At 74.0% G+C, this 26,501-nt stretch carries 20 protein-coding genes; 13 read left to right on the forward strand and 7 right to left on the reverse strand.

Going from position 1 to position 26,501, the window contains the following annotated elements; all coding sequences use genetic code 11:
* Window positions 1-3 precede the first annotated feature (3 nt).
* The 3 genes from ACIBK9_RS50835 to ACIBK9_RS50845 are packed head-to-tail and all read left to right on the forward strand — an operon-like array spanning window position 4 to window position 6,886.
* A complete protein-coding gene (locus ACIBK9_RS50835; RefSeq protein ID WP_397166577.1) occupies window positions 4-1,155 on the forward strand; it encodes an AAA family ATPase in 1,152 nt (383 codons plus the stop codon).
* Window positions 1,152-4,823 carry a DUF5682 family protein gene (locus ACIBK9_RS50840; RefSeq protein WP_397166578.1) on the forward strand — a complete coding sequence of 1,224 codons (3,672 nt, stop codon included), beginning with the start codon at window positions 1,152-1,154 and terminating at the stop codon, window positions 4,821-4,823. Before ACIBK9_RS50835 ends, ACIBK9_RS50840 begins: the two co-directional genes overlap by 4 nt.
* A complete protein-coding gene (locus tag ACIBK9_RS50845; RefSeq protein WP_397166580.1) occupies window positions 4,820-6,886 on the forward strand; it encodes a hypothetical protein in 2,067 nt (688 codons plus the stop codon). The genes ACIBK9_RS50840 and ACIBK9_RS50845 overlap by 4 nt, the downstream gene beginning before the upstream one ends.
* Window positions 6,887-7,072: 186 nt before the next feature.
* On the opposite strand, the gene glf is transcribed toward ACIBK9_RS50845, so the two are convergent.
* The 3 genes from glf to ACIBK9_RS50860 are packed head-to-tail and all read right to left on the reverse strand — an operon-like array spanning window position 7,073 to window position 10,649.
* Complete coding sequence (gene glf, locus ACIBK9_RS50850; protein WP_397166581.1) at window positions 7,073-8,221, reverse strand: UDP-galactopyranose mutase; 1,149 nt, start codon at window positions 8,219-8,221, stop codon at window positions 7,073-7,075.
* Complete coding sequence (locus ACIBK9_RS50855; protein WP_387665420.1) at window positions 8,218-8,856, reverse strand: hypothetical protein; 639 nt, start codon at window positions 8,854-8,856, stop codon at window positions 8,218-8,220. Before ACIBK9_RS50855 ends, glf begins: the two co-directional genes overlap by 4 nt.
* Window positions 8,853-10,649 carry a carbamoyltransferase gene (locus ACIBK9_RS50860; RefSeq protein ID WP_387665423.1) on the reverse strand — a complete coding sequence of 599 codons (1,797 nt, stop codon included), beginning with the start codon at window positions 10,647-10,649 and terminating at the stop codon, window positions 8,853-8,855. Before ACIBK9_RS50860 ends, ACIBK9_RS50855 begins: the two co-directional genes overlap by 4 nt.
* A gap of 198 nt (window positions 10,650-10,847) precedes the next feature.
* Between ACIBK9_RS50860 and ACIBK9_RS50865 the strand changes: the two genes are divergently transcribed.
* From ACIBK9_RS50865 to ACIBK9_RS50885, 5 genes are read left to right on the forward strand one after another with little or no spacing between them, the layout of a single operon-like run.
* The gene (locus ACIBK9_RS50865) at window positions 10,848-11,789 is read left to right on the forward strand and encodes a glycosyltransferase family 2 protein (RefSeq protein ID WP_397166583.1); all 942 of its coding nucleotides are present in this window, start codon (window positions 10,848-10,850) and stop codon (window positions 11,787-11,789) included.
* A complete protein-coding gene (locus ACIBK9_RS50870; RefSeq protein ID WP_397166585.1) occupies window positions 11,786-12,988 on the forward strand; it encodes an ATP-grasp domain-containing protein in 1,203 nt (400 codons plus the stop codon). Before ACIBK9_RS50865 ends, ACIBK9_RS50870 begins: the two co-directional genes overlap by 4 nt.
* Entirely contained in the window at window positions 12,985-14,268 is a 1,284-nt protein-coding gene (locus ACIBK9_RS50875) for a phenylacetate--CoA ligase family protein (protein WP_397166587.1), read from the forward strand. The genes ACIBK9_RS50870 and ACIBK9_RS50875 overlap by 4 nt, the downstream gene beginning before the upstream one ends.
* Window positions 14,265-15,476, forward strand: coding sequence for a hypothetical protein (locus tag ACIBK9_RS50880; protein ID WP_397166588.1), 1,212 nt, complete (start codon window positions 14,265-14,267; stop codon window positions 15,474-15,476). Before ACIBK9_RS50875 ends, ACIBK9_RS50880 begins: the two co-directional genes overlap by 4 nt.
* Entirely contained in the window at window positions 15,473-16,771 is a 1,299-nt protein-coding gene (locus ACIBK9_RS50885) for a phenylacetate--CoA ligase family protein (RefSeq protein ID WP_387665436.1), read from the forward strand. The genes ACIBK9_RS50880 and ACIBK9_RS50885 overlap by 4 nt, the downstream gene beginning before the upstream one ends.
* A gap of 42 nt (window positions 16,772-16,813) precedes the next feature.
* Here ACIBK9_RS50885 and ACIBK9_RS50890 read toward each other — a convergent pair whose 3' ends face one another.
* From ACIBK9_RS50890 to ACIBK9_RS50900, 3 genes are all read right to left on the reverse strand, one after another.
* A complete protein-coding gene (locus ACIBK9_RS50890) occupies window positions 16,814-17,548 on the reverse strand; it encodes a glyoxalase (RefSeq protein ID WP_397166590.1) in 735 nt (244 codons plus the stop codon).
* Window positions 17,549-18,036: 488 nt separating this feature from the next.
* Window positions 18,037-19,101, reverse strand: a complete 1,065-nt coding sequence (locus ACIBK9_RS50895) for an alkene reductase (RefSeq protein ID WP_397166592.1) — start codon at window positions 19,099-19,101, stop codon at window positions 18,037-18,039.
* 32 nt (window positions 19,102-19,133) lie between these two features.
* Window positions 19,134-20,531 carry an MFS transporter gene (locus tag ACIBK9_RS50900; RefSeq protein ID WP_397166593.1) on the reverse strand — a complete coding sequence of 466 codons (1,398 nt, stop codon included), beginning with the start codon at window positions 20,529-20,531 and terminating at the stop codon, window positions 19,134-19,136.
* Window positions 20,532-20,691: 160 nt separating this feature from the next.
* Here ACIBK9_RS50900 and ACIBK9_RS50905 point away from each other — a divergent pair, with 160 nt between their 5' ends.
* Together ACIBK9_RS50905 and ACIBK9_RS50910 are read left to right on the forward strand one after the other, a co-directional pair.
* Window positions 20,692-21,612: a nitroreductase/quinone reductase family protein gene (locus ACIBK9_RS50905; RefSeq protein WP_397166595.1), complete on the forward strand. Its 921-nt coding sequence runs from the start codon at window positions 20,692-20,694 to the stop codon at window positions 21,610-21,612.
* A 59-nt stretch (window positions 21,613-21,671) separates the two neighbouring features.
* Complete coding sequence (locus ACIBK9_RS50910) at window positions 21,672-22,310, forward strand: 4'-phosphopantetheinyl transferase (RefSeq protein ID WP_397166597.1); 639 nt, start codon at window positions 21,672-21,674, stop codon at window positions 22,308-22,310.
* A 1-nt stretch (window position 22,311) separates the two neighbouring features.
* On the opposite strand, the gene ACIBK9_RS50915 is transcribed toward ACIBK9_RS50910, so the two are convergent.
* Window positions 22,312-23,595: a cation:proton antiporter gene (locus tag ACIBK9_RS50915; protein WP_397166599.1), complete on the reverse strand. Its 1,284-nt coding sequence runs from the start codon at window positions 23,593-23,595 to the stop codon at window positions 22,312-22,314.
* A gap of 134 nt (window positions 23,596-23,729) precedes the next feature.
* On the opposite strand from ACIBK9_RS50915, the gene ACIBK9_RS50920 reads away from it, so the two are divergent.
* The 3 genes from ACIBK9_RS50920 to ACIBK9_RS50930 are packed head-to-tail and all read left to right on the forward strand — an operon-like array spanning window position 23,730 to window position 26,497.
* Window positions 23,730-24,563, forward strand: a complete 834-nt coding sequence (locus ACIBK9_RS50920) for a DUF6039 family protein (RefSeq protein WP_397166601.1) — start codon at window positions 23,730-23,732, stop codon at window positions 24,561-24,563.
* 3 nt (window positions 24,564-24,566) lie between these two features.
* A complete protein-coding gene (locus tag ACIBK9_RS50925; protein ID WP_397166603.1) occupies window positions 24,567-25,784 on the forward strand; it encodes a hydroxymethylglutaryl-CoA synthase family protein in 1,218 nt (405 codons plus the stop codon).
* On the forward strand, window positions 25,775-26,497 hold the full coding sequence (locus tag ACIBK9_RS50930; protein ID WP_358298259.1) for an enoyl-CoA hydratase-related protein: 723 nt from the start codon (window positions 25,775-25,777) through the stop codon (window positions 26,495-26,497). Before ACIBK9_RS50925 ends, ACIBK9_RS50930 begins: the two co-directional genes overlap by 10 nt.
* Window positions 26,498-26,501 lie beyond the last annotated feature (4 nt).

The following is a 26,501-nucleotide window of genomic DNA, read 5'->3' on the forward strand; positions in this document are numbered from 1 at the left end:
CCCATGACCCTCACCGACGAGGCGACCCCCGCCACGCAGGTGGTCTCCGCCGAGCAGCGGTACGCCACCGAACTGGCCTTCCTCGCCGCCCACGACGACGGCCCCCGCCCGCCCGGCTGGCGGCTGACGCCGCGCGCCGTCGTGACCTTCATCTGCGGCAGCGGAGAGGAGACCCTCTCCCTGCCCGCCCGGGACGGCCTGCCGTCCAAGCTCAAGGTGGCGCCCAAGTTCGTCGGCGAACGCGCGCTGGTCGAGCGCTGCGTCGTGACGCTGGCCGGCGAGCGCGGCCTGCTGCTGGTCGGCGAGCCCGGCACGGCCAAGTCGATGTTGTCCGAGCTGCTGGCCGCGGCGGTCTGCGGCACCAGCGCGCTCACCGTCCAGGGCACCGCCGGCACCACCGAGGACGCCTTCCGCTACGGCTGGAACTACGCGCTGCTGCTGGCCCAGGGGCCGAGCCGGGGCGCGCTGGTGGACTCCCCGGTGCTGACCGCAATGCGATCGGGGCGGGTGGCCAGGGTCGAGGAGATCACCCGCTGCCTGCCCGAGGTGCAGGACGCGCTGGTGTCCATCCTGTCCGACCGGCGGGTCAGCGTCCCCGAGCTGGCCGGGACCGACGACGCGCAGGTGGCCGCCGTCCCCGGGTTCACGGTGATCGCCACGGCCAACCTCCGCGACCGCGGCGTGTCGGAGATGTCGGCCGCGCTCAAGCGGCGCTTCAACTTCGAGACCGTCGATCCCATCTCCGACGCCGCGGCCGAGACGTCCCTGGTGCGGCGGCAGGCCACGGCGGTCGTCCAGCGCGCCGGCGCCGGGTTCGCCGTGGACGACGCGGTGCTGGAGGCGCTGGTCACGGTCTTCCGCGACCTGCGCACCGGACGGTCCGGCGAGGGCTGGGACGTCGAGCGGCCGGGCACCGTGATGTCGACCGCCGAGGCGGTGCAGGTGGCGGCCTCGCTCGGCGTCGCGGCCGCGTACCTGCCGGGTGGCGACGTCCTCGACCTGGTGCCCGGCCACCTGCTGGGCGTCGTGCGCAAGGACGACCCCGCCGATCATGGACGGCTGCTCGGCTACTGGGACGGGCCGGTGCGGCGGCGCGCCGAGGACGGCTCGGCCATGTGGCGCCGCCTCTGGGACCTGCGGGAGAACCTCCGTTGACCCCCCACACCCCGACCGACCCGGCCACCCCGGCCGCGCCGCTCGACCCGGCGGATCCGCGGGTGGTGGTGGCCGGGCTGGCCGCCGCGACCCGGCCGTACCTGGTGGGGGTGCGGCACCACAGTCCGGCCCTGGCCGTCGTGCTGCCCGAGCTGCTGGAGGCGGCCGACCCGGAGACGGTGTGCGTCGAGCTGCCCGCCGACTTCCAGCAGTGGCTGCCCCACCTGGCCGACCCGGCCACCATCGCCCCGGTCGCCCTGGCCGGGAACGGCGCGGACGGGCTCGGCTTCTACCCGTTCGCCGACTTCTCCCCTGAGCTGGTGGCGATCCGGTGGGCGGTCAAGCGCGGCGTGGAGGTGCTGTGCTGCGACCTCCCGCTGTCGGACCCGGGCCGGCAGGCCGCCGGACCCGAAGCCGAGGCCGCCGAGGGCCGGCAGGCCGCCGGGCCTGAGGCTGAAGCCGCCGGCGTGCCGCGCTTCGCCGACGCGCTGGCCGCCGCGGGCACCGGGCGGGCGGGCGACGACATGTGGGACCGGGCCGTCGAGGTCCTGGCGCCGGGCTGCGAGCCGGAGGCCGTCCGCCGGGCCGCGCTCGGCGTGGGCTGGGCGCTGCGGCGCGACGCGGCTGCGGGCGGCGGCGTCGAGGCCAGGGATCTGGCGCGGGAGGCGTACATGCGGCGCGTGGTGTCCGCCGCCGCGGCCGGTGGACGCCGGGTCGCCGCGGTCGTGGGCGCCTTCCACGCCCCCGCCCTGCTCACCACCGACGAGACCCCCGCCCCCGCCCCCGCCGACCCCGCTCCCACCGCCTCCGTCGGGGCCGCCTCCGCCGGGTCTGCGCCCGCCGGGTCTGCGCCCGTCGGGTCTGCGCCCGGCGGGGCGCGGGCCGTCACCTCGCTGGTCCCGTACGCCTTCGATCTGCTCGACTCCCGGTCGGGCTACCCGGCCGGGATCCGCGACCCGCGCTGGCAGCAGGAGGTGTTCGAGGCGGACGGCGTACCGGACCGGGTCAGGGACGGCGCCGCCCGCGCGATCACCGACCTGTGCAGGGAGCTGCGGGCCGCCGGGCACACGGCGGGCACCGGCGAGGCCGTCGAGACGCTGCGCCTGGCGTGCGACCTCGCGCGCCTGCGCGGCCTGCCCGCCCCCGGCCGCGGCGAGCTGCTGGAGGCGGTGACGACCGTCCTCGGCCAGGGCGAACCCCTGGGCCGCGGACGCGCGCTGGCCAAGGCGCTCGACACGGTGCTCGTCGGGACGGCCAGGGGCCGCACCGCCCCCGGCACCCCCCGCTCAGGGCTCGGCCCCGCCGTCGAGGAGGAGCTGGCCGCGCTCAGGCTGCCCTGCCCGGACGACCCCGACCCGCGCGAGGTGCGCCTCGACCCGCTCCGCTCCGACCTGGACGCGCGCCGGGAGGTGCTGCTGCGCCGGCTGCACGTGTGCGGCATCGGCTACGGCGAGCCGATCCAGGTCGCGGGCACCGGCGACGCCGGCGCGCTCACCACCAAATGGCGCCTGTCCTGGACGCCCGCCGCCCCGGCGCTGCTCGACCTGGCCGGCGTCCGGGGCGTGACCCCGGCGCAGGCCGCGGCGGGCACCTTGCGGGAGACCTACCGGCGCGAGTCCGCGGACGGCGGCCCCACCTGCCGCACCATCCTCGACGGGCTGCGCGCCGCCGCCCGCTGCGACCTGCCGGAGCTGGTCGGGCAGCGGCTGGCCGACGCCGCCGGCACGCTGCCCGCCACGGCCACCCTCCCCGAGCTGCTCGACGCCCTCGACCTGCTGGAGGCGCTGCGCCGCGAGCACCTTCCCGGCACCACGCCGGAAGGACGCGAGCAGGCGGGCGAGCTGGCCGTCACGCTGCTGGAGGCCGCGGTCCGGTCGCTGCCCGGACTCGCCGGCAGCGACCGGCCCGAGGACGCGGTCGCGCTGGTCGCGCTCGCCACGCGGGCCGGGGAGGACCGGCTGGGCCTGCGGCTGGACGACGCGCTGGGCGCGCTCGCGAGCACGGGGGCGCCGCTGGTCCAGGGGGCCGCGCTGGCCGCCCGCGTGCTGCTCGACCTGGACGGCCCCGAGCTCCTGGGCGCGCGGGCCGCCGGCTGGATCGACACCGCCACCACCCCGGACGGCCGCCGCCGGCTGAGCCTGCTGCTGACCGGCGTGCTCACGGCCGCCGGACCGCTGCTCCAGGCGGCGCCCGCCGCGCTCGGCCCGCTGATGGACCGGGTGGACGAGCTGGCGGACAAGGAGTTCCTCGACCGGCTGCCCGCCCTGCGCGGTGGGTTCGACACGCTCGCCCCGGCGGCGCGCGGCCGGCTGCTGGCGGCGGTGTCCGAGCGGCTCGGGGACCGTCCGGACCTGACGCTGGACGCGCCGCCCGGCCTGCTGGCCACCTGGACCGCCGCCGACCTGGCCGGCCTGACGGCCCTGCACACCCTCGGCCTCCTCACCCCGCACGACGCCCCTGCCTCGCAGGACGCCCCGGCGTCGTATGACGGCCCGGTCCCGCCGGTGGAGGGCGGGGAGCCGGTCTCCGGGCGGCGGGTGGCGGGCGGGGCGCGGATCGGCCCCGCCGACCGGTGGCGGTTGCTGCTCGGGCGGGAGCGCGAACGGCTGCCCGCCGGCGCCCGCCCGTACGCCCGCGCCCTGGACGAGCTCTACGGCGCCGGCCGCGGCGAGGGCGCCGACGACTTCGGGCAGCAGGGCGACACCGGAGGCCAGGGCGACCCGTTCCCCACGGCCCGCGAATGGGCCGACGAGCTGGAGTCCCTGTTCGGCGGCGACGTACGCGAGGAAGTGCTGGCCAGGGCCGCCGACGCCGGACGGCACGACGTGCTCGCCGAGCTGGACCCCGCCGCCGTGCGGCCGTCCGTCGAGCTGCTGACGTCCGTGCTGTCGCTGGCCGGCGGGCTGCCCGAGCAGCAGGTCGCCAAGCTCAGGCCGCTCGTCCGCCGCCTGGTCGCCGAGCTGACCCGCGAGCTGGCGACCCGGCTGAGACCCGCGCTGACCGGCCTGGCCAACCCGCGTCCGACCAGAAGGCCCGGCGGCCGGCTCGACCTGCCGCGCACCCTGCGCGCCAACCTGGCCCACACCCGCCGCCTCGACGACGGGCGGCTCGTGGTGGTGCCGGAACGGCCGGTGTTCAGCACGCGGGCCAGGAAGGAGGCCGACTGGCGGCTGATCCTCGTGGTCGACGTGTCGGGGTCGATGGAGGCGTCGGTCGTGTGGTCCGCGCTGACGGCGGCCGTCCTCGCGGGCGTGCCGACGCTCTCGACGCACTTCCTGGCGTTCTCCACCCAGGTGATCGACCTGACCGACCGGGTGGAGGACCCGCTGTCCCTGCTGCTCGAAGTGCGGGTCGGCGGCGGCACGCACATCGCCGCCGGGCTCGCGCACGCCCGGACGCTGGTCACCGTGCCGAGCCGTACGCTCGTGGTCGTCGTCAGCGACTTCGAGGAGGGCTACCCGGTGGGCGGCCTGCTCGCGGAGGTGCGCTCGCTGGCCGGGTCCGGCGTCCACCTGATGGGCTGCGCGGCGCTCGACGACCAGGGCGTGCCCCGTTACTCGCTGCCCATCGCCCAGCAGCTCGTCGCGGCCGGCATGCCGGTCGCCGCGCTCAGCCCGCTCGCCCTCGCCCGCTGGGTGGGGGACCGCCTCCGGGGAGAAGTCCGGTGAACACCTCTGCAACGCTCCCGCCCGCCGCGCCGCACGTGGTGGCCGCCGCCGTCGACGGCCTGACCAGCAGGTTGCGCAAGAAGCTGGACGCGGCCGTCGACCAGTACGCCGCCCTCGACCGGGTGGCCGACGGCGCCGACGTGGTGGTCACGTGCGGCGAGGACGCGGTGGTCACGCTGTCGCCGGGGCCGTCGGGGGTGATCGCGGAGGAGGGGCAGGCCCGCTGCTCCTGCCTCCTCGCCCCCCGCTGCCTCCACCGCGCCGCCCTCCTCACCGCCTGCCCCCTGGCCGACCCGGCCGACACCCTGCCCTTGGACGTGGAGACGGACACATCCCCGTCCCCTTCCGGGCAACCGGACACGCCCTCCACCGACGGACGTCCCGCCGAGCCGGCCACCGAACCCGGCCGGCGACCGGACACCGACCAGGCGGGCGCCGAGCCGGGGCCCGGCCCAGAAGCCGGCCAGGCGGGTGGCGACTCCACGTCGGGTCCACGGTCCGGGCAGGTGGGTGCCGCGTCCGGGTCGGGCTCGGGGGAGGCGGTCGTTCCGGCTGCGCCCGGGGCGGCGCAGGTGGCGGCGGCCGCGGGGTTGTGGCGGGCGGCGGCCGCCGTGCTGTCGGCGGGTGTGCCGGGCGCGGGCGCGGTGCCGCAGGCTGAGCTGCTCAGAGCCGCCCACACCGCCCGCCTGGCCGGGCTGCCCAGGGCCGAGGCCGCCACGCTGCGGGTGGTGCGCGGGCTGCGCGCCGCCCGCGCCCGCTACGACAGCCACCGCCTCGCCGACCTGGTCTCCGCCCTGCGGGAGCTGCTGCTCACCGTGGGCCGGCTGGCCGCGTCCGATCCCGACCCGGCGCTGGTCGGCACCGTACGGCGCGGCTACCGTCCGAACGGCGGCCTGAAGGTGTACGGCGTCTTCCGCGAGCCCGTGATCAGCAGCACCGGTTACGGCGGGGTGGTCACCCACCTCGTCACCGACGACGGACGCTGGTTCTCGGTGGCCGACGTCAAGCCCGGCGGCCCGGCCCGTGCCCGTGGCGCGGCGACCGCGACCGTCGCCATCGGGGCGGCCATGATGAGCCACGCGCAACTGGCCCGCGGCGGACTGCTGATCGCCGGGGCCACCGTCTCCCCGGACGGCCGCCTCGGCGCGGGCAAGGGCGTACGGGCCACCCCGGTCGCCGGCCTGGCCTGGACGGACGGGCCGCTCGGCGCGCTGTTCGCCCGGCCGCTGTCCGAAGCGGTGGGGGCCCGGCTGTCGGCGGGGGCGTGGAGCGAGGAGGAGTCCGCCGAGCAGGTACGGGAGCCGGTCGGCTGCGACCTGGTGATCGTCGGCGCGGCGGGCGACCACGTCCTGGCCCGCCACCTCCCACCCACCGCCCCGCCACAACCGGCCGAAGCCGGGGGAGCGGTGGTCGGCGGTGAGGGGCCGGTGGTCCGGCTGGTTCCGGCGAACCGTCATCCCGATCTCGCGTACGTCGAGAACCTGCGGCGGCTCGCCTCGCGGCCCGGCCTGCGGGTGCGCGTGGTGGCCAGGGTCGAGCCCGGCCGGGCGGCGACGCTCGTCCCGCTTGCCGTGGGGCCGGTCGCGGGGGAGGAGGCGACGCTCAGGCTGCCCCCCGAGTGGCAGGGCCGGGCCGACCTCGGCTACGACCGCCTCCAGGGCTCGCACCTGCCACCCGCCGACGCCAGCCCCTCGCCCGCTGCCGACCCCTCGCCCGGCCGGGACGCGTACGCCGAGGTGGACCCGCTGGACGGCGCGCCGCTGTGGCGGGTGCGCCGGCTGGTCGAGCTGGCCGTCTCCGGCGGACGCAGGGCGGTCGCCGAGTCCGCGCGCGGCGGCGACGCCCGCGGGCAGGCCGCGTCCCTGCGCCGCGCCGGGTTCCGCACGGCCGCCGACCTGGCCGTCGCGCTCGCCGACGAGGCCGACCGGCGTGAACGTGACGTGTTCGGCAGGCTGGCCGAGGCCGAACCGGACGGGTACGCGCGGGCCTGGCTCGCGGCAGCGACCCATCTGGCCGCCACCGAACGCGCCCTCGTCCGCACCTCCTGGCAGGCCACTCCCTGAAACCCGGCGACCGGGCCGCCCGCCCCACGGGCGGCCCGCTCCCGGGGGAGGCGAAAGCGTGCGGTGGGGGCGTGAAGAGGGCGAACGGGCAGCCGCGCGCGGCGACGGTCCCGCGCGCGAGAGCCGGCCGCCCTACCAGAAGGCATGGGGGAGACGGCCCCGAGGCCGGGTGTGGGAGGGGCCGTCCTATTCGGAGGTGTGGGCGGTGAAACGGGGGCGGAGGCGGTTTTCGTACAGGGTGAGGGCGGCGGCGATGGCCATGTGCATGTCGAGGTACTGGTAGGTGCCCAGGCGTCCGCCGAACCAGACGTCCCGCTCGCCCTTGGTCAGGTCGCGGTACCGGCGCAGCCGGGCGCGGTCCTGCGGCGTGTTGATCGGGTAGTACGGCTCGTCGGCCCGGCCGGCGAAGCGCGAGTACTCCCGCATGATCACGGTGGCGTCGGACGGGTACCAGGTGCGTTCGGGATGCAGGTGGCGGAACTCGTGGACGCGCGTCCACGGCAGGTCCTCGTCGGCGTAGTTGATCACAGACGTGCCCTGGAAGTCGCCGGTCGGCAGCACGGACGTCTCGAAGTCGAGCGTCCGCCAGCCCAGCTCGCCCTCGGCGTAGCCGAAGTAGCGGTCCAGCGGCCCGGTGTAGACGACGGGCACCGCGCCGGCCAGGCTCTCCCGCAGGTCGAAGAAGTCGGCGCCGAGCCGGATCTCGATGTTGGGATGGTCGGCCATGCGTTCCAGCCAGGCGGCGTACCCGTCCGTGGGCAGGCCCTGGTAGAGGTCGTCGAAGTAGCGCCCGTCGAAGGTGTAGCGCACCGGCAGCCGGCCGATGATCTCGGCGGGCAGCTCGGCCGGGGCCGTCTGCCACTGCTTGGCGGTGTAGCCCCGGATGAACGCCTCGTACAGCGGCCGGCCGATCAGCGAGATCGCCTTCTCCTCCAGGTTGCCGGCGCTGGTCACCTCGGCGGCCTGCCGGGCGACCAGGTCGCGGGCCTCGTCGGGGCTGAGGTGGCGGCCGAAGAAGGCGCAGATCGTGCCCAGGTTGATGGGCATCGGGTAGACCTGCCCCTTGTGCACCGAATAGACCCGGTGTTCGTACGGCGTGAACGACGTGAACCTCTGGGCGTACTCCCACACGCGCGCGTTGGACGTGTGGAACAGGTGCGACCCGTACCGGTGGACCTCGATGCCGGTCTGCGGCTCGCGTTCGCTGTAGGAGTTGCCGCCGACGTGGTCCCTGCGCTCCAGCACCAGCACGCGCATCCCCAGCTCGGACGCGCACCGCTCGGCCACGGTCAGCCCGAACAGACCGGAGCCGACGACGACTAAGTCGGCGTTCATGCGGCTGCGGGGACGAGCCGGTCCAGCCACCGCCGCACGGGCAGCGCCAGCACGACCCCGGCCAGGACGAGGTGGACGAGGAAGAAGATCACTGCCACGGCGACGCTCGGCGGCCCGCCGACGAACACCGCGATGTGCGAGGCCCACGTCAGCGTGCCGGGCCGGCCCTGCGGCCAGTCGCCGAGCAGCCACATCGACAGGTCGTTCAGCCCGGAGATCACCACCAGGACACTGGCGAGCCCGACCTTCAGCACGCGGTCGGAGCGCGCCCCGCCCAGCCGGTAGGCGAACAGCACGGCCAGCACGGTGAAGGAGTTCATGAAGAGCATGAACTGGTAGAGCTCGGGGAAGGCGGCCTTCTGGTCGGCGGACTCGGCGTAGGAGAAGATGTGCAGCACGTTGACCGTGTCGAGCACGCCCATGTAGCCGACGACCAGCGCGCACATCAGCGCCATGCCCAGCCCCGGACGCCGGGGGAACCCGGCCACGGCCAGCACCGCGAACACCAGCGGGCTGACCTTCCACAGCGCTTCGAGCGGGTTGTCCAGAGTACGGTCGGGCGGCAGGATCACCATGATCAGGGTGGCCGCCCCGGCGCCCAGAACGGCGGGCGCCAGCCACAACCAACGCCTCAATGAACGACCTTCTCGGTGAAGAACGGTCCCAGGGCCAGGGCGTCCATGTCGGTCTTGAGGTAGCAGCGCACGGCGTCCTCGGGGGTGCACACGATGGGCTCCTCGTTGTCGTTGAACGAGGTGTTGACCACCATGGGCACGCCGGTCAGCTCCGCGAAGCGGGAGATCATCGCGTGGTAGCGCGGGTTGTCGGCCGCCGAGACCGTCTGGACGCGGGCGGTGCCGTCCTCGTGCGTGATCGCCGGCACCTTGTCCCGCTGGTGCTCCAGCACGTCGAACACGAGCAGCATGACGGGTGAGGGGTAGCCGCTGGCGAAGTACTCGCCGGCGTGCTCGGCCAGGCAGGAGGGCGCGAAGGGGCGGAACGGCTCGCGGTGCTTGACCTTCTCGTTGAGCCGGTCCTTGGCGTCGGCGCGGCGCGGGTCGGCCAGGATCGAGCGGTTGCCGAGCGCGCGCGGCCCGCACTCCATGCGGCCCTGGAACCAGCCGACGATCTTGCCGTCGGCCAGCGCCTGCGCCGTCGTGTCGTTGATGTCGTCGGTGCGCCGGTAGTCGAGGCCGGCGTCCTGGAGCGCCCGCTCCATCTCCTCCTCGCCGAACTGCGGGCCGAGGAAGATGTACTCCTCGTCGCGCGGGCGGCGCATGCCGTACTTCTCCACGCCCAGCAGCAGCGCCGCACCCAGCGCCGAGCCGTCGTCGGCGGCGGCGGGCTGGGCGAAGAAGTCCTCGAACGGCGTCTCCAGCAGGATGCGGCCGTTCATGACGCTGTTCAGCGCGACGCCGCCGGCGGTGACCAGGCGGGTCTGCCCGGTCTTGGCCTGCAGCCAGCGCGCCACGTGCAGGCCGGTGCGCTCCAGCGTGGCCTGCAGCGCGTACGCGACGTCGGCGTAGTGCTGGTTGGGGATGGCGCGCTCGCGCGGCCTGGCCGGGCCGAAGCGCTCCAGGAACTTGGCCGACATCTGGTGCTTGCCGGTGGCGTGGTGCCGGAACCAGCTCAGGTCCAGCTCGAAGTGGCCGTCGGGGCCCAGGCGGACCAGGTCGGCGAAGTCGTCCACGTAGCGGTCGGTGCCGTACGCGGCCAGGCCCATGACCTTGCCCTCGTCCCGGGTGGGGTTGAAGCCGAGGTAGCCGGTGACGCCGGCGTACATGGCGCCCAGCGAGTGCGGGAACTTGACCCGGCGGATGTCGTGGATCCGGCCGCCCTTGCCCAGCCCGAGGTAGGTGGAGGTGCCGTCGCTGCCGATGCCGTCCCAGGTGATGATCGCCGACTCCTGGTACGGCGAGATGAAGAACGCGCTGGCGGCGTGGGCGCGGTGGTGGTCCATCAGGTGGACCTTGAACTTCGTCCGGCCCCGGAAGTTCTGCGACTCGCGCAGGATCTTCTCCAGCGTGAACCCGCGCCGCAGGTGCAGCAGCAGCGCGCCGCCCACGTTGTAGTCGTCCGGGTGGGCCTGGCCCTTCTGGTCGGACAGCGTCTCCAGCAGGCCGCTGGCCTTGTCGCCGTAGTCGCCGGCGTCGTTGCGGAAGACGGCCAGCGTGTGGGGCAGGTGCCGGGCGAAGTGGCCGAGCGCGTGCAACGTCTCGCGGGGCGCCTGCCAGTAGTAGGCGACGTGGTCGACGTCGGCCAGCGTGATGCCGGCCTCCTCCAGGCAGTAGCGCACGGCCTGCGCGGGAAACCGGCCGTCGTGCTTGACCCTGGTGAACCGCTCCTCCTCGGCGAAGGCCACGATCTTCCCGTCGGCCACCAGGGCCGCCGCCGAGTCGTGGACCTGGCTGATGCCGAGCACATACATGAATGCCCCCTGACAATGCGCATGACCCAGCGGCCCCGCGTCGGAGATCTTCCTAACAAACCGTCCGGAAAGAAATCAATACCTATCTTTTGTCTGACGCGTATGGATATATTCCGCAACCGGGGTCGAGCCGGGTGGGAATGCCCGGGCCCTGTCACAGGGTGAACCGGGGTTGATACACGTGGTGAAGACCGTTCCATGAATGAGCATCCGCTTCCGGTTCCGCCGGACGGCCTGGCACTCACCGTGGTCGTTCCGTGCCTGAACGAGGCCGACAACATCCCTGACACCTATCGCGAAATCGCAGACGCGCTGGGTGACCAGGGCGAACTCGAAATTCTCTTCGTCGACGACGGCAGTACGGACGACACGCTCGCGCGCATTCGCACGATCGCCGAGAGTGACAATCGTGTGTCGTTCATATCGTTGTCCAAGAATTTCGGCGTGGAGGCCGCCTTCTCGGCCGGTTATCGGTACGCCCGGAACCCTTGGGTGCTGCACCTGGACGCCGACCTGCAGTTCCCGCCCACCGAGGCCAAGCGGCTGATCGAGCGGGCGGCCGACGGGTACGACGCGGTGTTCGGCATCCGGGTGGACCGCAAGGATCCCTGGCCGCGGCGGACCGCGTCGATCGTGCACGACTGGCTGGCGCGGTGGCTGCTGGGCATCGAGATCCCGCCGCGCGCCACGACGTTCCGCCTGGTCCGCACGGAGATCGCGCGCCGGATCGTGGACCTGCGGCTCGGCACGCCGTACTTCCTGGCCACGCTGCCGCGCCTGACGCGCGCCTGGACGACCGTGCCGACCGCGCACCGGCCGCGGGTGCACGGCTCGTCCAAGGTGACCGTGCGCGGGCTGGCCAGGCACTCGCTGGACCTGTTCTTCGGCTTCTCGTCGCGGCCCATCTCGGCCGCGGTGTGGGCGGGCCTGATCGGCCTGCCCGTGGCGCTGCTGGCCGGGATCACCGGCAGCGCGCTGCTGTTCGGGCTGGCGCTGGCCGCCGCCCTGTTCGGGCTGAGCATGATGGCCCGCACGCTTCTGCACATCTCTCGCGGTCAGGCCCGTCCGCCGCTGTTCCTCGTACGGGAGGCCAACGTGCCGGTCGATTCCGCTGACCTGCTCGCCGGGAGGCTCACGTGACCGGCGCCGGCCGCACCATCGCGGTCCTCGGCGGCGCGGACGGCGCCATCAGCACCATCCGCGCCGCGGCCCGCCTCGGCGTGCGCACGATCTGCGTGGACATGCGGGCCGACGCCCCCGGCGTCGCGCACGCCGACGAGTTCCTCGACCTCAGCACCCGCGACGTGCCGCGGGTCGCGCGGGCCCTGGCCGAGCGCGACGACCTGGCCGGCGTGGTCTCCCCGGCCAGCGACGTCAACCTGCCCTCGCAGCTCGCCCTGGCCGCCCGGCTCGGCCTGCCGTGCGGGCTTTCGGAGGGCGCGGTGCGCGGCTCGGTGGACAAGGGCTGGTTCCGCGCGATGTGCGCCCGGCTCGGCCTGCCCGGCCCCCGCCACGTGAGCGGCGCCGCGGAGGAGGTGCTGCGCGACGCCCCTGAGCTGGGCTTCCCGCTCATGGTCAAGCCGGTGGACTCCTCCGGCAGCCGCGGCGTGTCGCTGTGCCGCGCGCCGGACGAGCTGCCCGAGGCCGTGGGGCTGGCCAGGGAGTGGTCGCTGTCCGGCCGCGTCGTGGCCGAGGAGTTCCTGGAGGGCGCCCACTACACGGCCGAGGCGTTCGTGATCGGCGGCAAGGTGGCGCTGATCGGCCTGGCCGAACGGGAGCTGACCCCGCCGCCGCTGTTCATCACCGTCCAGCACACCATGCCGGGCCCGGACCACGTCACCGACGCCGTGCGCCCGATGCTCGACGCCGTCTGCGCCGAGACCGGGCTGCGCGAAGGGCCGCTCAGCGCCGACGTCCTGGTCACCGGGACGGGCGAGGTCGTGCTCGTCGAGATGGGCGCCCGCCTGGGCGGCAACGGCCTGGCCGAGCTGCTGGGCCTGGTGCACGGCGTGGACGTGGTCGAGCAGTACGTGTTGTCGGCCATGGGCGAGACGCCGTCCCTGACCCCGGCGGCGACCCGGTACGGCGCGGTCCGCGTGCTCAACGCGGAACGCGACGGGAAGCTGGTCCGGGTGGACGGCGAGGAGCAGGTCAGGGCGCTGCCCGGCGTCGTCGACCTGGTGCTGGCCGCCGCCCCCGGCGACCACGTGGAGCGCTACACGCGGGCGGGCGCCAAGCTCGGCTACCTGACCGCCGCCGCCTCCGGCCGGGACGCCCTGGCCGGCGTGCTGGCCGAGGCCACCGGGCTGCTCCGCTTCGAGATCGGGGACGGCCTGTGAGCCATGGACTGGGCGTCGCCGTGCGGGAGGTGCGGCACGTCGTGGACGCCTTCCGCGCCATCCGCCGCCCGCGCGCCGAGACCGACCGGCTCACCCTCGACGGCCTGCGGGACCTGCTGGCCTTCGCCCGCGCGCACGTGCCGCACTACGCCGACCCGCGCTACGACGTGCCCCTGCACAGCCTGGCCGACCTGGCGAAGCTGCCGATCCTGGACAAGGCCACCGTGCTGGACGGCGACCTGTCCCGCTTCCACACGCCCGGCCTGAGCACCAAGGACTACCGGCTGGACCGTACGAGCGGGACCACGGGCCGCGTCCTGGAGGTGCGGCACGACGTGGCCGCCTACGGCTACCACGGCGCGACCATCTTCCGCCGCTTCCTGCTGTCGGGCTACCGGCCGTGGTGGCGGATCGCGCACATCAAGCCGTTCCCCCGCCCGCTGCGCTGGTTCCAGCGGCTCGGCCTGTTCCCGCGCACGGTCATCGGCGCCGGGCAGGGCGACGCGAAGATCCTGGCCGACGTGCTGAAGGTGCGCCCGCACCTGATCATGGGCTACCCGGTGGTGCTGCGCGGGCTGCTGCGCGCCGCCTCGCCCGCCGACGTGGCCCGGCTGCGGCGCACGCTGCGCATGGTCATGACCGACTCCGAACTGCTCACCGACGAGGTGCGCGAGCTGCTGCAGAACGGCTTCGGCGTGCCGGTGTACGACGAGTACTCGGCCTACGAGGTGCTGACCGTCTCCACCCAGTGCGACCGGGGCGCGATGCACGTGGACGAGGACCGCGTCCGCCTGGAGATCGTGGACGACGACGGCATGCCGGTGCCCGACGGCCAGGACGGCGCGGTCGTGGTGACCCACTTCAGGGAACGGGCGATGCCGCTGATCCGCTACCGCCTGGGCGACCGCGGCATGATCGTGCCGGGGGAGTGCGGCTGCGGCAACCGGTTCATGCGCATGCGGGTGACCGGCGGCCGGTCCGACGACTACATCACCTTCCCCGGCGGCCACCGCGTCTACACGGCCACGTTCCTGTCGCTGGCCATGTGGACGCCAGGCGTGGCCGAGAGCATGGTCCGCCAGGACGCCGACGGCAACGTCACCGTCCACCTGGTCCCCGAGGCGGGCCGAGACTTCGACGAGGTGGCCGCGGCCTACCGGGACGGTCTGGCCAAGCAGGTGGGCGGCCCGGTCGAGGTGCGCTTCGAGCAGGCCGAACGGGTCACGCTCACCCCCGGCGGCAAGGGCAGGTTCGTCGAGTCGGCACAGGCCGGCCCGTGACCGTGAGCCTGCGCCGCAGGCCGCCGCCACGCCTCGTGGCGGTGACGGCGGCCCTGTTCGCCGGGCGCGGCGCGTTCCGCGCCGCCCTGTGGACCGCCAACCTGGTGCTGCTCGGCCTCTGGGGCGCCGACGAGTTCGCCCTGTACGCCACCGCCAACGGCGTGTCCGGCTGGCTGCTGGCGCTGACGTCCAGCGGCATCGAGAAGGCGGCGCTGGCGCTGGTGCCGCGGCGCGGCGGGCAGACGTTGCGGCCGCTGTTCATGCTGCTGGCGGCCACGCCGTTCGCGCTGGCCGTGCCCGTCTGGCTGGCCCTGGCGGCGGCCGACCCCGGCGGCGCGCCCGCCCGGTACGCGGCCGCCGCCGCCTACGCCTGCGGGCTGGGCTGCTGCGCGGTCATGGCGGCGCTGAACCGGCTGCGCGGGCGGGCGCGGGCCGACGTGTTCGCCTACCTGACGCTCGCCGTCGCGCAGGCGTCCGGCGTGGGGCTGGTGGCCCTGACCGGGATGCGGGCCAACGCGCTGCTGGCCCTGCACGTCGGCGTGCTGGCGGTGCTGAACGCCGTGCTGGCGGCCGGGCTGATCCGCGGGCGCTCCGGCAAGGCGGACAAGGGCGCCTACCGGCCGGCCGTGCGCGCGGCGGCGCTGCTCAGCGTCGGCGAGGTGACCGCGGTCGCGGCCACCTCGGTGACCTTCGCGTACTTCGCGCACCTGGGCGACGCGCAGCAGACCAGCGTCTTCTACGTGTGGTCGGTGGCGCTGTCGGTGGTCGTGATGGGCGTGTCGTACCTGCTGCGCATCCTCCAGCCGCGGGTGGCGGTCTGGATCGAGGGCACGGGCGAGGCCGGCGCCCGCCGGATGGCGCGGCGCATCCTCGCGCCCGCCGTGCCGGCCGGCGCCCTGGCGGTGGTCGTGCTCGGGGTGGTGCTGGCGGGCGGCCAGCGGGGCATGGTGGCGACCGGCGCGGCGCTGCTGGCCGAGGCGGCCCTGACGGTGGCCGTGCTGCCCGCGTTCCTGCTGGTGGAGAACACCGACGACCGGGGACGGCGGCTGGCCGCGGTGGCCGCGTGCCTGCAGTTCGCGGTGGTCGCCGCCGCCGGTTGGTTCCTGGTGCCCGCCGCGACGGCGTTCGGCGCGCTGCTGGCGTACTGCGCGGGCGAGGTGGTCAAGGGCGGCGTCATGCTGGCCACGCTGAAGAAGGAGACCTCATGAAGGGCTTGCCCAGCACGATCCCGGTGGTGCCGGTGGTGCGGAACCTGTACCTGGCGCGGTCGCGGGACCGGATGGACCCGGCGCGGCTCCAGGTCGTGCAGGACCGGCTGCTGACGGGGCTCGTCCGTCACGCGCACGCCAACGTGCCGTACTACCGCCGCGTGTTCCCGGCCGACGCCGTGGCGGCGCTGTCCACCGCCGCCGACCTGGCCGCCCTGCCGATGCTGAACCGGACGACGCTGCGGGACCTGCCGCCCGCCGAGCTGATGGCCGCCGGGTTCACCCCCGACAACACCCGCGAGGCGCCCACCAGCGGCTCCTCCGGCGTGCCCATCCGTCCCTTCTACTCCGAGGGCGACCTCGGCTACCTGCGCGCCACCTACCTCCAGGACCTGCTGGCCTCGGGCCTGCGTCCCTGGGACCGGATCGGCTACTTCCGGGTGGGCGAGTTCCGGCCGCACCGGCTGCAGCGGCTCGGCCTGGCCCGTACGGTCCACGTCAACACCAGCCGCAGCCTGGACGAGCAGGTCGAGGCGTTCCTGCGCGGACGGCCGACGTTCCTGTGGGGTTTCCCCGGCTGCATCGTCACCCTCGTGGACGAGCTGCGCCGCAGGAAGATCGCCTACCGTCGCGTGCACACCGTCATCTTCGCCGGCGAGACGCTCACCCCCGAGGCCCGCGAGCACGTGCTGAACTACTTCGGGGCGCGCGGCCACGAGGTGTACGCCTCGGTGGAGGCGTACACGATCGGCCGCACCTGCCCCGAGGGCGCGATGCACCTGCGCTCGGCCGACGTGGTGGTGGAGGTGCTGCACGACGACGGCGGCGTGTCCCTGGCCGACGGCGAGGGCGAGGTCCTGGTGACCCGGCTGCACGCCGAGGCGATGCCGCTGATCCGCTACCGGCTCGGCGACCGCGTGCTCATCGAGCCGGACGACTGCCCGTGCCGCGCCTTCCACACCCCGATCATCCGCCGCATCCAGGGACGGACCGAGGACCGCGTCGTGGCCGCCGACGGGCGCACGGTGCACGCCAATTTCCTCACCAACCCGGCCGTGATGCCGACGGCGGGGGTGCGCGGCGTGCAGGTGCTCCAGTACCGGCCGGGCGCGGTGGAGATCCTGCTGGTGCCCTCGCCGTCGGCCCCCGCCGACCTGGCCGGGCGGGTCCGCGACGCCGTGGCCGCCGTCGCCAAGGACTTCGAGGTGACCGCGCGCACGGTGGACAGCATCACCCCGGAGCCCAACGGCAAGGTGCGGATGGTCAAGATCATGCACAACACCCCCGCCTCCTGACGCCCGCCGCGGCCCGGCCGTTCGCCGCCGGTCTGCCCGCCGTCAGCTCGGCCCGAGCCATTCGCGCAGGTCGGCGAGGTGGCCGAGCTCGGACTCGACGCGGCGCCTGTCGTCGGGGGTGAGCTCGACGCCGCGCAGGTCGGCCAGCCACGGCTCGGCGGGCTCGCCGAGCGCCGAGGAGAGGTCGGCGAGGTGGCACAGGGCGATGGCCCGCTCGGCCGCCGGAGCCTGCGGGCCGTGCCGGCGCACGGCCGACTTGAGCGCCCGGTAGGCCTGCAGGTCGTCGTTCTTGAACTCGCGCAGGATCCGGGCGTTGTCCAGCGCCTTGGCCAGGCCCGTCAGCTTCGTGGAGCCGCCGTACTCCAGCTCGGCCGGCTCGTCCCGCTGGATGAACATGATCGAGTTCCCGGACGGGTCCATCAGCGTGAACCTGGACGCGCCGGGCCGGTAGCGGGTGATGCGCGGCAGGCCCGAGCTCAGCACCTTGCCGTAGGCCCGGCGCATGGCCGCGACGAGCGCGGCGTGGTACGGCGCCACGGCGTCGACCAGGACCAGGCACGCCCCGGTCGCGTCCCTGGCGGGGTCGAAGTCCTTCGGCGCGGGGCCGAAATGCAGGTCGAACCCGCTCCAGCGCATCGCCAGATAGACGTAGGGCCGGGTCTGCCGGTGGGTGACGGTGAACCCGAGCGCCTCGAAGAACTCCAGGGTCTGCTCGGGGGAAGGGCAGGGCAGCACCGGAACCGTCGTCTCGTTGGGACGGATCGCGGGCTCGCTCATGGATTCCACCTCTCGGGTCATCCGACGATGCTGGCATCTCCGGCGGCCTCTCGCATATGGATCGTTCCATGACGGTCCCGCGGCCTCACCCGCTGAATTCCGGGACGCAATTGATCGGACAATGCGCTTTTCCCGAATCATTTGAATAGCGATCGGGCGGCGGCGAATTTCCGGCGATCCGCCCGCCCTGAATTCGCCGAGGAATTGTTTTCCACTGAATCATGCGCGAGGCGAATAATGCGTGGGAAAAGAGCGCCGATCACGTTTCGGTGACTCCGGAGGGTGGAGGCGCGCATCGAGGCTGGTGGCGTCCTGTTCGCGCGGGTCCGGGCCAATCGCCGCCGGGGCGTGGGGCGCGGACCTTCCTTGACACCGCCTCCGACCGCCTTCTCCGCAAGGGAGCCGCTTTATCGGCCGACCGAAATTCCGGCCGGCCGCATCCTTGAAGATCAAAAAGGGGGGCGGGTCCGCGCCCCGCGCCCGGCCGGTCAGGCGGGCAGGGCCGGGTAGTCGGTGTAGCCCGCGGCGTCGCCGCCGTAGAAGGTGGCCGGGTCCGGGGCGTTGAGCGGCGCGCCGGTCGCCAGACGGCGGGGCAGGTCGGGGTTGGCGAGGAAGAGCCGGCCGAAGGCGATCAGGTCCGCGGTGCCGTCCTCGATCAGCGCGAGGTCCTCCGGGCCGGTCGGGCGGTCGCCGGTGTGCGGGTTCAGGACGAGCGGGCCGGGGAAGAGCCGCCGCAGGGCACGCGTCAGCTCCCGGTCGGCGGCCTCCATGACGTGCAGGTACGCCAGCCCCAGCTCCGCCGTCCGGCCCAGCAGCTCCTCGTAGACCGGCCGCGGGTCGGGCTCGTGCATGTCGTTGTTCGGCATCCCGGGGGAGATCCGCAACGCGGTGCGGTCGCCGCCGATCGCGCCGGCCACGGCGGAGACGACCGCCACGGCGAACCTGGCGTGCCCGGCCGCCGAGCCGCCCCAGCCGTCGGTGCGCCGGTTGGTGCCGGGGGCGAGGAACTGGTGGATCAGGTAGCCGTTGGCGCCGTGCAGCTCCACGCCGTCGAAGCCGGCCTCGACGGCGTTGCGGGCGGCGTTCGCGAAGTCGGCGACGGTCCGCTCGATCTCGGGCTCCGTCAGCTCGCGCGGGGTGACGAACTCCTTGACGCCGTCGGGCGTGAAGAGCTGCCCGCGCGCGGCCACCGGCGACGGCGCGACGGGGACCTCTCCCTCGGGCAGCAGCACCGGATGGCCGATCCGGCCGGTGTGCAGGAGCTGGGCGAAGATCTTGCCGCCCGCCGCGTGCACCGCGCCGGTGACCTCGCGCCAGGCCGCGACCTGCGCGGCGCTGTGCAGGCCCGGCGTGAAGGGATAGCCCTGGCCGATCACCGACGGCTGGACGCCCTCCGTGACGATCAGCCCGGCGGAGGCGCGCTGGGCGTAGTACTGCGCCGTCAGGCTCGTCACCAGCCCGTCGCGGGCGCGGCTGCGGGTCATCGGGGCCATGACGACCCGGTTGGCCAGCTTCGTGCCGCCCACGGCGATCGGATCGAAGGCGAGGGACATGGAGGTCTCCTTGGTGGAAGGGGTGGGGTGGGTCAGGCGCGGCGCGGCAGCAGGAAGCCGCCCGCCGCGAGGGCCAGGCCGAGCCCGGCCGCGATGAGGAAGACCAGGCCGTAGCCGTCGGCGAGGGCTTCAGGCGAGCCCGCGGCGCCCGCGGCCGTCGCGAGGACCGCCAGGCCGATCGACGAGCCCACCTGGCTGGTGGTGTTGGCCAGGCCCCCGACGACGCCCGCCGCGCCTTCGGGCGCCTCGGCGGTCGCCGCGGCCATGAGGGTGGGGAAGGTCAGCCCGATGCCGGCCGCGACGAGCAGCGTGGGCCCGAGGACGCCGGTGAGGTAGCCGCTGCCGGCCTGCGCCAGGGACAGCCAGCCGAACCCGGCGACGAACAGCGCGCCGCCGCCGAGCACCGGCGCCCGCGCCCCGGCCCGCGGCAGCAGGGCGGCGGACGCCCGGGCGACCAGCATGAACGTGACCGCCGCGGGCGTCTGCCCGAGCCCCGCGAGCAGCGCGCTGAAGCCCAGGACGTTCTGCAGGAACAGCGACGTGAAGTACCACATCGCGATGGTGATCCCGCCGAACAGCAGCAGCATGCCGTTCCCGACGGCCACCCCCCGGATCCGGAGCAGCCGCAGGGGCAGCATGGGCCTTCCGGCGAAGCGCGCCTCGACCGCGACGAAGACGGCGAGCAGCAGCAGGCCGGCGAGCACGGGCACGAGCACCCGTCCGGACGACCAGGCGTGCTCGGCGCTCTGCATGACCCCGTAGACCAGCGCCGCCAGGCCGGCGGTCGCGGTGACCGCGCCGGCCAGGTCGAGCGGCTCGCGCCGCGCGCTCTGCACGGTGACCAGCGCCGCGAGGGCCACGGCGATCAGCAGCGCGCCGACCGGCACATTGATGAGGAAGACCCAGCGCCACGACAGGCCGGTGGTGATGGCGCCGCCGGCCACCGCGCCGATCATCCCGCCGACGCCGCCCGCGGACGACCAGGCGCCGAACGCCCTGGCACGCGCGCCCGGCTCGGTGAAGTACGTGTTGATCACGGCCAGCGTGGCGGGGGCCATCATGGCGGCCCCGGCGCCCTGTGCCACGCGGGCCGCGACCAGGACCTCCGCCGCGGTGGCCAGGCCGGCGGCCAGGCTGGCGGCGGAGAACAGCAGCAGCCCGGCGACCAGCGTCCGGCGCGGGCCGAACAGGTCGGCGGCCCGGCCGCCCAGCAGCATGAAGCCGGCGAAGGCCAGCAGGTAGCCGTTCACCACCCAGGCGAGCCCGGTGGGGGTGAAGCCGAGCTCCGCGCGGATCGCGGGGAGGGCGACGTTCACGATGGAGGCGTCCAGGATGACCATGAACTGGCCGGCGCAGGCCAGCGCCAGGATCAGCCAGGACGGGATGGTTCGTGGGGTGGCCCGCCGGGCGGCGGTGCCGATGCTCGTCATGGGTTCTTCCGTTCTTGTCTGCTTCGCCGCCGTGGACGCGCGGCGTGCGTGCGCCGCGCCAGGGACGGTCCCGGCTCCCGCGGGCCGTGCCCCGGCCGTGTAGAATTTGGTTACGCGGATAACTATTATGCAGATAACTAATTTCCGTCAAGGAGCGATCATGGACTTCGCGCAAGCCGACGCCGTCAACCAGGCGATCCGCCTGCTGAGCCTGCGCCACCGGGCCAGGGCCGCCGCCCTGCTGGCCCCGCTCGGCCTGCATCCCGGGCAGGAGGCGCTCCTGCTCGAACTCGCCCGCACCGGGCCGAGGATCCAGGCGCAGCTCAGCGAGGCGCTGGGGTGCGAGCCGCCCAGCGTGACGCTCATGAGCCGCAAGCTGGAGGCCTCCGGTCACATCCGCCGCACGCCTGCGCCGTCCGACAAGCGGGCCAGCGTGGTCGAGCTCACCGACAGCGGCCGGGCGCTGGCCGAGCAGGTCAAGCGGCTCTGGGTCGACCTGGCCGAGGAGACCGTGGCCGGGCTGCCGGCCGAGACGGTGGCCGGGCTGCCCGCCCTGATCAACACCCTCACCGACAACGTGGACAACCGCCCCGGCCGGCGGCACGGCCCGGCGGAGGCGGCGCGGCGGACCGTGCAGGGGCCGACCGGCGAGTACGAGCCCAGCACGTCGGACTGGGTCCGCGAGCACGTCGAGCAGATCATGCGCACCGGCACGACCGACGGCGTCACGATCAAGGACCGGCCCGTCGTGCTGATGACCTACCGGGGCGCGAAGACCGGCAAACTACGCAGGACGCCGGTCATGCGGGTCGAGCACGAGGGGCGCTACGCGGCCGTCGCGTCCCTGGGCGGCGCCCCGGTCAACCCGCAGTGGTACGCCAGCGTGCTCGCCGAGCCCGTCGTCGAGCTCCAGGACGGCACGGCGACCGGCGTCTACCGGGCGCGCGAGGTGTCGGGGGAGGAGAAGGACGCCTGGTGGCGGCGGGCGGTGGCGGCCTACCCCGACTACGCCGACTACCAGACGAAGACCGAGCGCCTGATCCCGGTCTTCGTCCTCGAACCGCTCGCCGGAGAGCGGTGACGACGGCGGCCTTTGGGTAGACGGAGGGGCACCCGCCGGCCCAGGAGGAGGGACACTCGATGATCGAGACGCTCGTCCCGGACAACGTCGCCGTCTCCACCGCCTACGGCGACCCGCCCGGCGTGCGGCTCTTCCCCGAGGAGCGGCACGCCGTCAGGAAGGCGGTCGCCAAACGCCGGCGCGAGTTCGCCACCGTCCGCCACTGCGCCCGCGAGGCCCTGGCGGCCCTCGGCATCCCGCCCGCGCCCATCGTCCCCGGCCGGCGCGGCGCGCCGCGCTGGCCGGCGGGCGCGGTGGGCAGCATGACGCACTGCGCCGGATTCCGCGCGGCGGCCGTGGCCGACGCCGGCGACGTGCGCAGCATCGGCATCGACGCCGAACCGCACGAACCGCTCCCCGAAGGCGTCTTCCGCATGGTGGCCCGGCCCGAGGAGGCCGCGATGGTCCGCGAGCTGCGCGACCTGCGGCCCGGCACCTGCTGGGACCGGCTGCTGTTCAGCGCCAAGGAGTCGGTCTACAAGGCGTGGTTCCCGCTGACCGGCGAGTGGCTGGGGTTCGACGACGGCTCACTCGCCTTCTCCCTCGACGGCCGCTTCCGCGCCAGGCTGCTGCCGCCGGACGCGCCGCTGGCGGAGTTCGCGGGCCGCTGGACGGCAGCCCCCGGGCTGCTGGCCACGGCGATCGTCGTCCCCCGCTAGGTCAGCCGCGGCGGCCGGGCTCGACCAGTTGCTCGTGCTCGGCCCGGCGCAGGCGTTCCTCGGCGGTGAGCTCGACGCGTCTCATCGCGACGCGCAGGATCGGCGGCGCCATGAGCGAGGTGACGATCGCGACGACGATCACGATCGTGTACATCGCCGTGTCGATGATGCCGATGCGCAGCCCGACCATCGCCACGATCACCTCGATGACGCCGCGCGCGTTCATGCCCGCCCCCAGCGCGAACGCCTCCCACGCGCTCAACCGGCTCAGCAGCGCCCCCAGGTACGCGCCCAGGAACTTGCCGACGATCGCCACTCCCAGCACGACCCCGGCCGCCGCCAGCACGTCCGGCCTGGACAGCAGCGTGAGGTCCATGCGCAGGCCGGCCGTCGCGAAGAACAGGGGCGCGAGCACGCTCAGCACGATCGTGCGCAGCGGGGCCAGCCACGCGGCGTCGGCGTGGCCGGACCGCCCGATCAGGGCGCCGCAGACGAACGCCCCCAAAATGGCCTCCAGGCCGAGCGCGTGCGTGCCGGCGGCGGCCAGCAGCACCAGCACCACGGCGGCGGCCACGGCCGGGCCCGGCTCGTCCGAGCGGGTGGCCGCCCGCATCGTCCAGCGGACCAGCGGCCGGCCCACCCACAGCGCGAACGGCACCAGCGCGACCAGGTAGACCAGCGACAACACGATCTGCCCGGTGCGCACGCCGGTGGTCGCCATGGCCGAGACGACCGAGAGCATGAACCAGCCGAACGCGTCGTCCACCATCCCCGCGGTCAGGCAGAGCTGGCCGACGTCGCGGTGCAGCAGCTTCATGTCCGTCAGCGTCTTGGCGATCACGGGGATGGCGCTGACGCACGTGGCCACGCCCAGGAACAGCGCGAAGACGGTCACGCTGGTGCCCTCGACGAGCAGGGAGGCGGGCAGCAGGAAACCGGCGGCCACGCCGAGCCCCAGCGGCACGACCAGACCGGCGACGCTCACCTTGACGGCCGTCGCGCCACGTCGCCGGACCAGGCCGAAGTCGAGCTGGACGCCGGTGATGGCGACCAGCAGCAGGACGCCGACCTGGCCCACCGCGTCCAGCAGGTGGAGCTGGGTGAACTTCAGGGCGGGGGCGAGGTGGCTCAGCAGCGACGGGCCGAGCAGCACGCCCACGGTCAGCTCGCCGACGATGGCGGGCATGCGCAGGCGCACGGCCAGCCGGCCGAGCAGGACGGCGAGACCGAGGAGCAGGCCCAGCTGCAGCATGAAGACCAGCAGTTCGTGGGCTCCCAGAGGCATGTCAGGCACAGGAGAGGCTAGGCCGATCGGGCCGCCGTCCTGCTGCTCAATATTGAGCCCGCCCGCGACGGGCGCGCCGGGGGCCTGCTCAATATTGAGCGGAGCTTCCCGCCCCCGTGGGCGACATTCGGGGCATGACGAAGCCGGCGCAGTATCAGACCACCCTGCCCCCCGACCAGTTGCTGCACTCGGGCAACGCGGGCCTGATCATCCACCGCGTGGGGATGCTGGAGTACGGCATGGCCCGCGAGGGCCGCGACTTCAGCGTGGACCTGCTCGACTACATGAACCGCGCCCAGGCCGGCGTCGCCACGACCTTCTGCTACGAGGAGGTCTTCGGCGTACGCGAGCGGCTGCACTGGTTCGTGCACATGAAGTCCCCCGAGAAGTACAGCAAGCTCATCGAGATGGTGGACCACGACGAGGCGTTCCAGCAGATCTCGCTCAAGGACCGGCTGCCCAAGAAGGGCGGCGGCAACTGGGAGAAGATGTTCGTGCACGGCAGTCTCCAGGAGACCGTCATGTGCCCGCAGCACGGGTTCACCGACGACGTGCACGACGTGCCCGGCACGTTCGTGCCGCCCGCCACGTACCAGACCACGCAGCAGGAGCAGCTCAACTCGGCGACCGCCGGGGCGATCGTGCTGCGCACCGCCGACGCGCGCTACGAGCTGCGCGAGGAGGGACGGCAGTTCCTCTACGACTGGTCCCGCTACCTCAACGCCAACCTCGAAGGCCGCGCCACCGCCTTCATCTACGAGCAGACGTGGGGCCGGCAGGACCGCCTGCACGCCCTCATCCACCTGCGCGAGCTGGACGACTACCAGGCCGTGCAGGAGGTGGACCGCGGCGAGGGCATGCGCAAGGAGGTCTACGACGTGGAACGGGTCCCGGAACGGCACGGCGGCGGGCAGTGGGACCGGCTGTTCGTGCCGACCAGCATCCACGACGTCCTGATGGTGCCCTAGGCCATGGCTCTCGGGATCGAGGCGATCAACGCGTACGTCGGCAGGGCGTACACGGACGTCCGCGCGCTGTTCGACGCGCGCGGCCTGGACGTGAACCGCTTCGGCAACCTGATGATGGAGCAGCGCTCGGTCAACCTGCCCTGCGAGGACCCGGTCACCAACGCGGTCAACGCCGCCCGCCCGCTGCTGGACGCGCTCACCCCCGAGGAGAAGGACCGGATCGAGCTGCTGGTCGTCGGCACCGAGTCGGGCCTCGACTTCGGCAAGCCGATCAGCACCTACATCCACCACCACCTCGGGCTGAACCCGGCGTGCCGCTCGTTCGAGGTCAAGCACGCCTGCTACGGCGGGACGGCCGCGCTGCAGTGCGCCGCCGCCGTCGTCGGCGCGAGCCCGATCCCCGGCGTGAAGGCGCTGGCCATCGCCACGGACGCGGCCAGCGGCACCGCCAAGTCCACCTACTGGGAGCCCTCCGAGGGCGCCGGGGCGGTGGCGATGCTGGTCGGCGCGGACGCGCGGGTGCTGCGGCTCGACCCCGGCGCGAGCGGCTACCACACCTTCGAGGTGATGGACACGGCCCGGCCGCGCCACGACACCGACGCCGTCGATCCGGACCTGTCGCTGCTGGCGTACATGCGCTGCGCCGAGGAGTGCTTCGCGGCCTACGGGCGGCGGGTGGCCGGGGCCGACATCGTGGACACCTTCGACTACCTGGCGCTGCACACGCCGTTCGCCGGGATGGTGAAAGGCGCGCACCGGATGTTGCTGCGCAAGCTCAAGGGCATGGGGGCGCGGGAGATCGAGGCCGACTTCGCGGCGCGGGTCGCGCCGTCCCTGGCCTACGGCGTGCGGGTGGGCAACACCTACTCGGCCGCGCTCTACCTGGCGCTGTGCTCGCTCATCGACCACGGCGCGTTCGACGCGCCGAAACGGGCGGGGCTGTTCTCGTACGGGTCGGGCTGCGCGTCGGAGTTCTACAGCGGCGTGATCCCGGCCCAGGGGCGCAGCGGCATCGGCCGGGCGCTGGACGAGCGGCGCGAGATCGGCGTCGCGGAGCTGGACGCGCTGACCGAGCTGAGCGCCGACCGCGCCTTCGGGGTGCGGGACGCGGTGCTCGACCCCAAACCGTACGGCGACCTGTACGAGGACGCCTTCGGCGGTCGCGGCCTGCTGGTGCTGGACCGCATCGCGGACTTCCACCGGGAGTACAGATGGAGCTGACCTCGGCGACCCTGCGGCACCGGCTGCGCAGCCGCACGATCGACGACCGCGCCATCGACGAGCTGGGCGCCGCCCTGGACGAGGCCGAGCGCGCGCCCGGCTGCCGCATCCTGCTGCTGGAGGGCGGCGACGGCGTCTTCTGCACCGGCATGGACCTGGAGGAGGCGGCCGGCAGCGACGTCGCCGACGGCGGCCGGGCGTTCTACGGCCTGCTGCGCCGCTTCACCGAGACGCCCGTGACGGTGGTGGCCCGGGTGGACGGCCGGGTGGCCGGCGGCGGCGTCGGCCTGGCCGCGGCCAGCGACTTCGTCTTCGCCAGCGAGCGCAGCACCTTCAGCCTCCCCGAGGCGCTGTGGGGGCTGCTGCCGTGCTGCGTGCTGCCGTTCCTGATCCGGCGCACGGGCTTTCAGAAGGCGTACGCGATGACGCTCAGCACCCAGCCGGTGAGCGCCGCGGAGGCCGCCGCCTTCCACCTGGTGGACGAGGTGTCGGACGACCCGGAGGCGCTCGTGCGGCGGCTGGCCTACCGGCTGACCAAGCTGGACCGGTCGATCGTCACGGACATGAAGCGCTACTTCCGCGAGCTGTGGATCCTGTCGGACGAGACCGAGCAGGTGGCGGTCAAGGAGTTCGGCCGGCTCATGTCCAGCCCCGAGGTGCGCCGCAGGCTCGTCGACTACGCGACCGAGAAGAGATTCCCCTGGGAACGCTAGAGAG

The organism is Nonomuraea sp. NPDC050227 (assembly GCF_044459705.1).
GTDB lineage: Bacteria > Actinomycetota > Actinomycetes > Streptosporangiales > Streptosporangiaceae > Nonomuraea.

Excerpts from the sequence above, each read along its gene's own strand:
- ACIBK9_RS50925 (WP_397166603.1), top strand. The coding sequence starts at position 24,567 with ATGGCTCTCGGGATCGAGGCGATCAACGCGTACGTCGGCAGGGCGTAC.
- ACIBK9_RS50835 (WP_397166577.1), top strand. The coding sequence starts at position 4 with ATGACCCTCACCGACGAGGCGACCCCCGCCACGCAGGTGGTCTCCGCC.
- ACIBK9_RS50930 (WP_358298259.1), top strand. The coding sequence starts at position 25,775 with ATGGAGCTGACCTCGGCGACCCTGCGGCACCGGCTGCGCAGCCGCACG.
- ACIBK9_RS50895 (WP_397166592.1), bottom strand. The coding sequence starts at position 19,101 with ATGTCCCTCGCCTTCGATCCGATCGCCGTGGGCGGCACGAAGCTGGCC.
- ACIBK9_RS50885 (WP_387665436.1), top strand. The coding sequence starts at position 15,473 with ATGAAGGGCTTGCCCAGCACGATCCCGGTGGTGCCGGTGGTGCGGAAC.
- ACIBK9_RS50905 (WP_397166595.1), top strand. The coding sequence starts at position 20,692 with ATGGACTTCGCGCAAGCCGACGCCGTCAACCAGGCGATCCGCCTGCTG.
- ACIBK9_RS50915 (WP_397166599.1), bottom strand. The coding sequence starts at position 23,595 with ATGCCTCTGGGAGCCCACGAACTGCTGGTCTTCATGCTGCAGCTGGGC.
- ACIBK9_RS50920 (WP_397166601.1), top strand. The coding sequence starts at position 23,730 with ATGACGAAGCCGGCGCAGTATCAGACCACCCTGCCCCCCGACCAGTTG.
- ACIBK9_RS50865 (WP_397166583.1), top strand. The coding sequence starts at position 10,848 with ATGAATGAGCATCCGCTTCCGGTTCCGCCGGACGGCCTGGCACTCACC.
- ACIBK9_RS50910 (WP_397166597.1), top strand. The coding sequence starts at position 21,672 with ATGATCGAGACGCTCGTCCCGGACAACGTCGCCGTCTCCACCGCCTAC.
- ACIBK9_RS50890 (WP_397166590.1), bottom strand. The coding sequence starts at position 17,548 with ATGAGCGAGCCCGCGATCCGTCCCAACGAGACGACGGTTCCGGTGCTG.
- ACIBK9_RS50900 (WP_397166593.1), bottom strand. The coding sequence starts at position 20,531 with ATGACGAGCATCGGCACCGCCGCCCGGCGGGCCACCCCACGAACCATC.
- ACIBK9_RS50860 (WP_387665423.1), bottom strand. The coding sequence starts at position 10,649 with ATGTATGTGCTCGGCATCAGCCAGGTCCACGACTCGGCGGCGGCCCTG.
- glf (WP_397166581.1), bottom strand. The coding sequence starts at position 8,221 with ATGAACGCCGACTTAGTCGTCGTCGGCTCCGGTCTGTTCGGGCTGACC.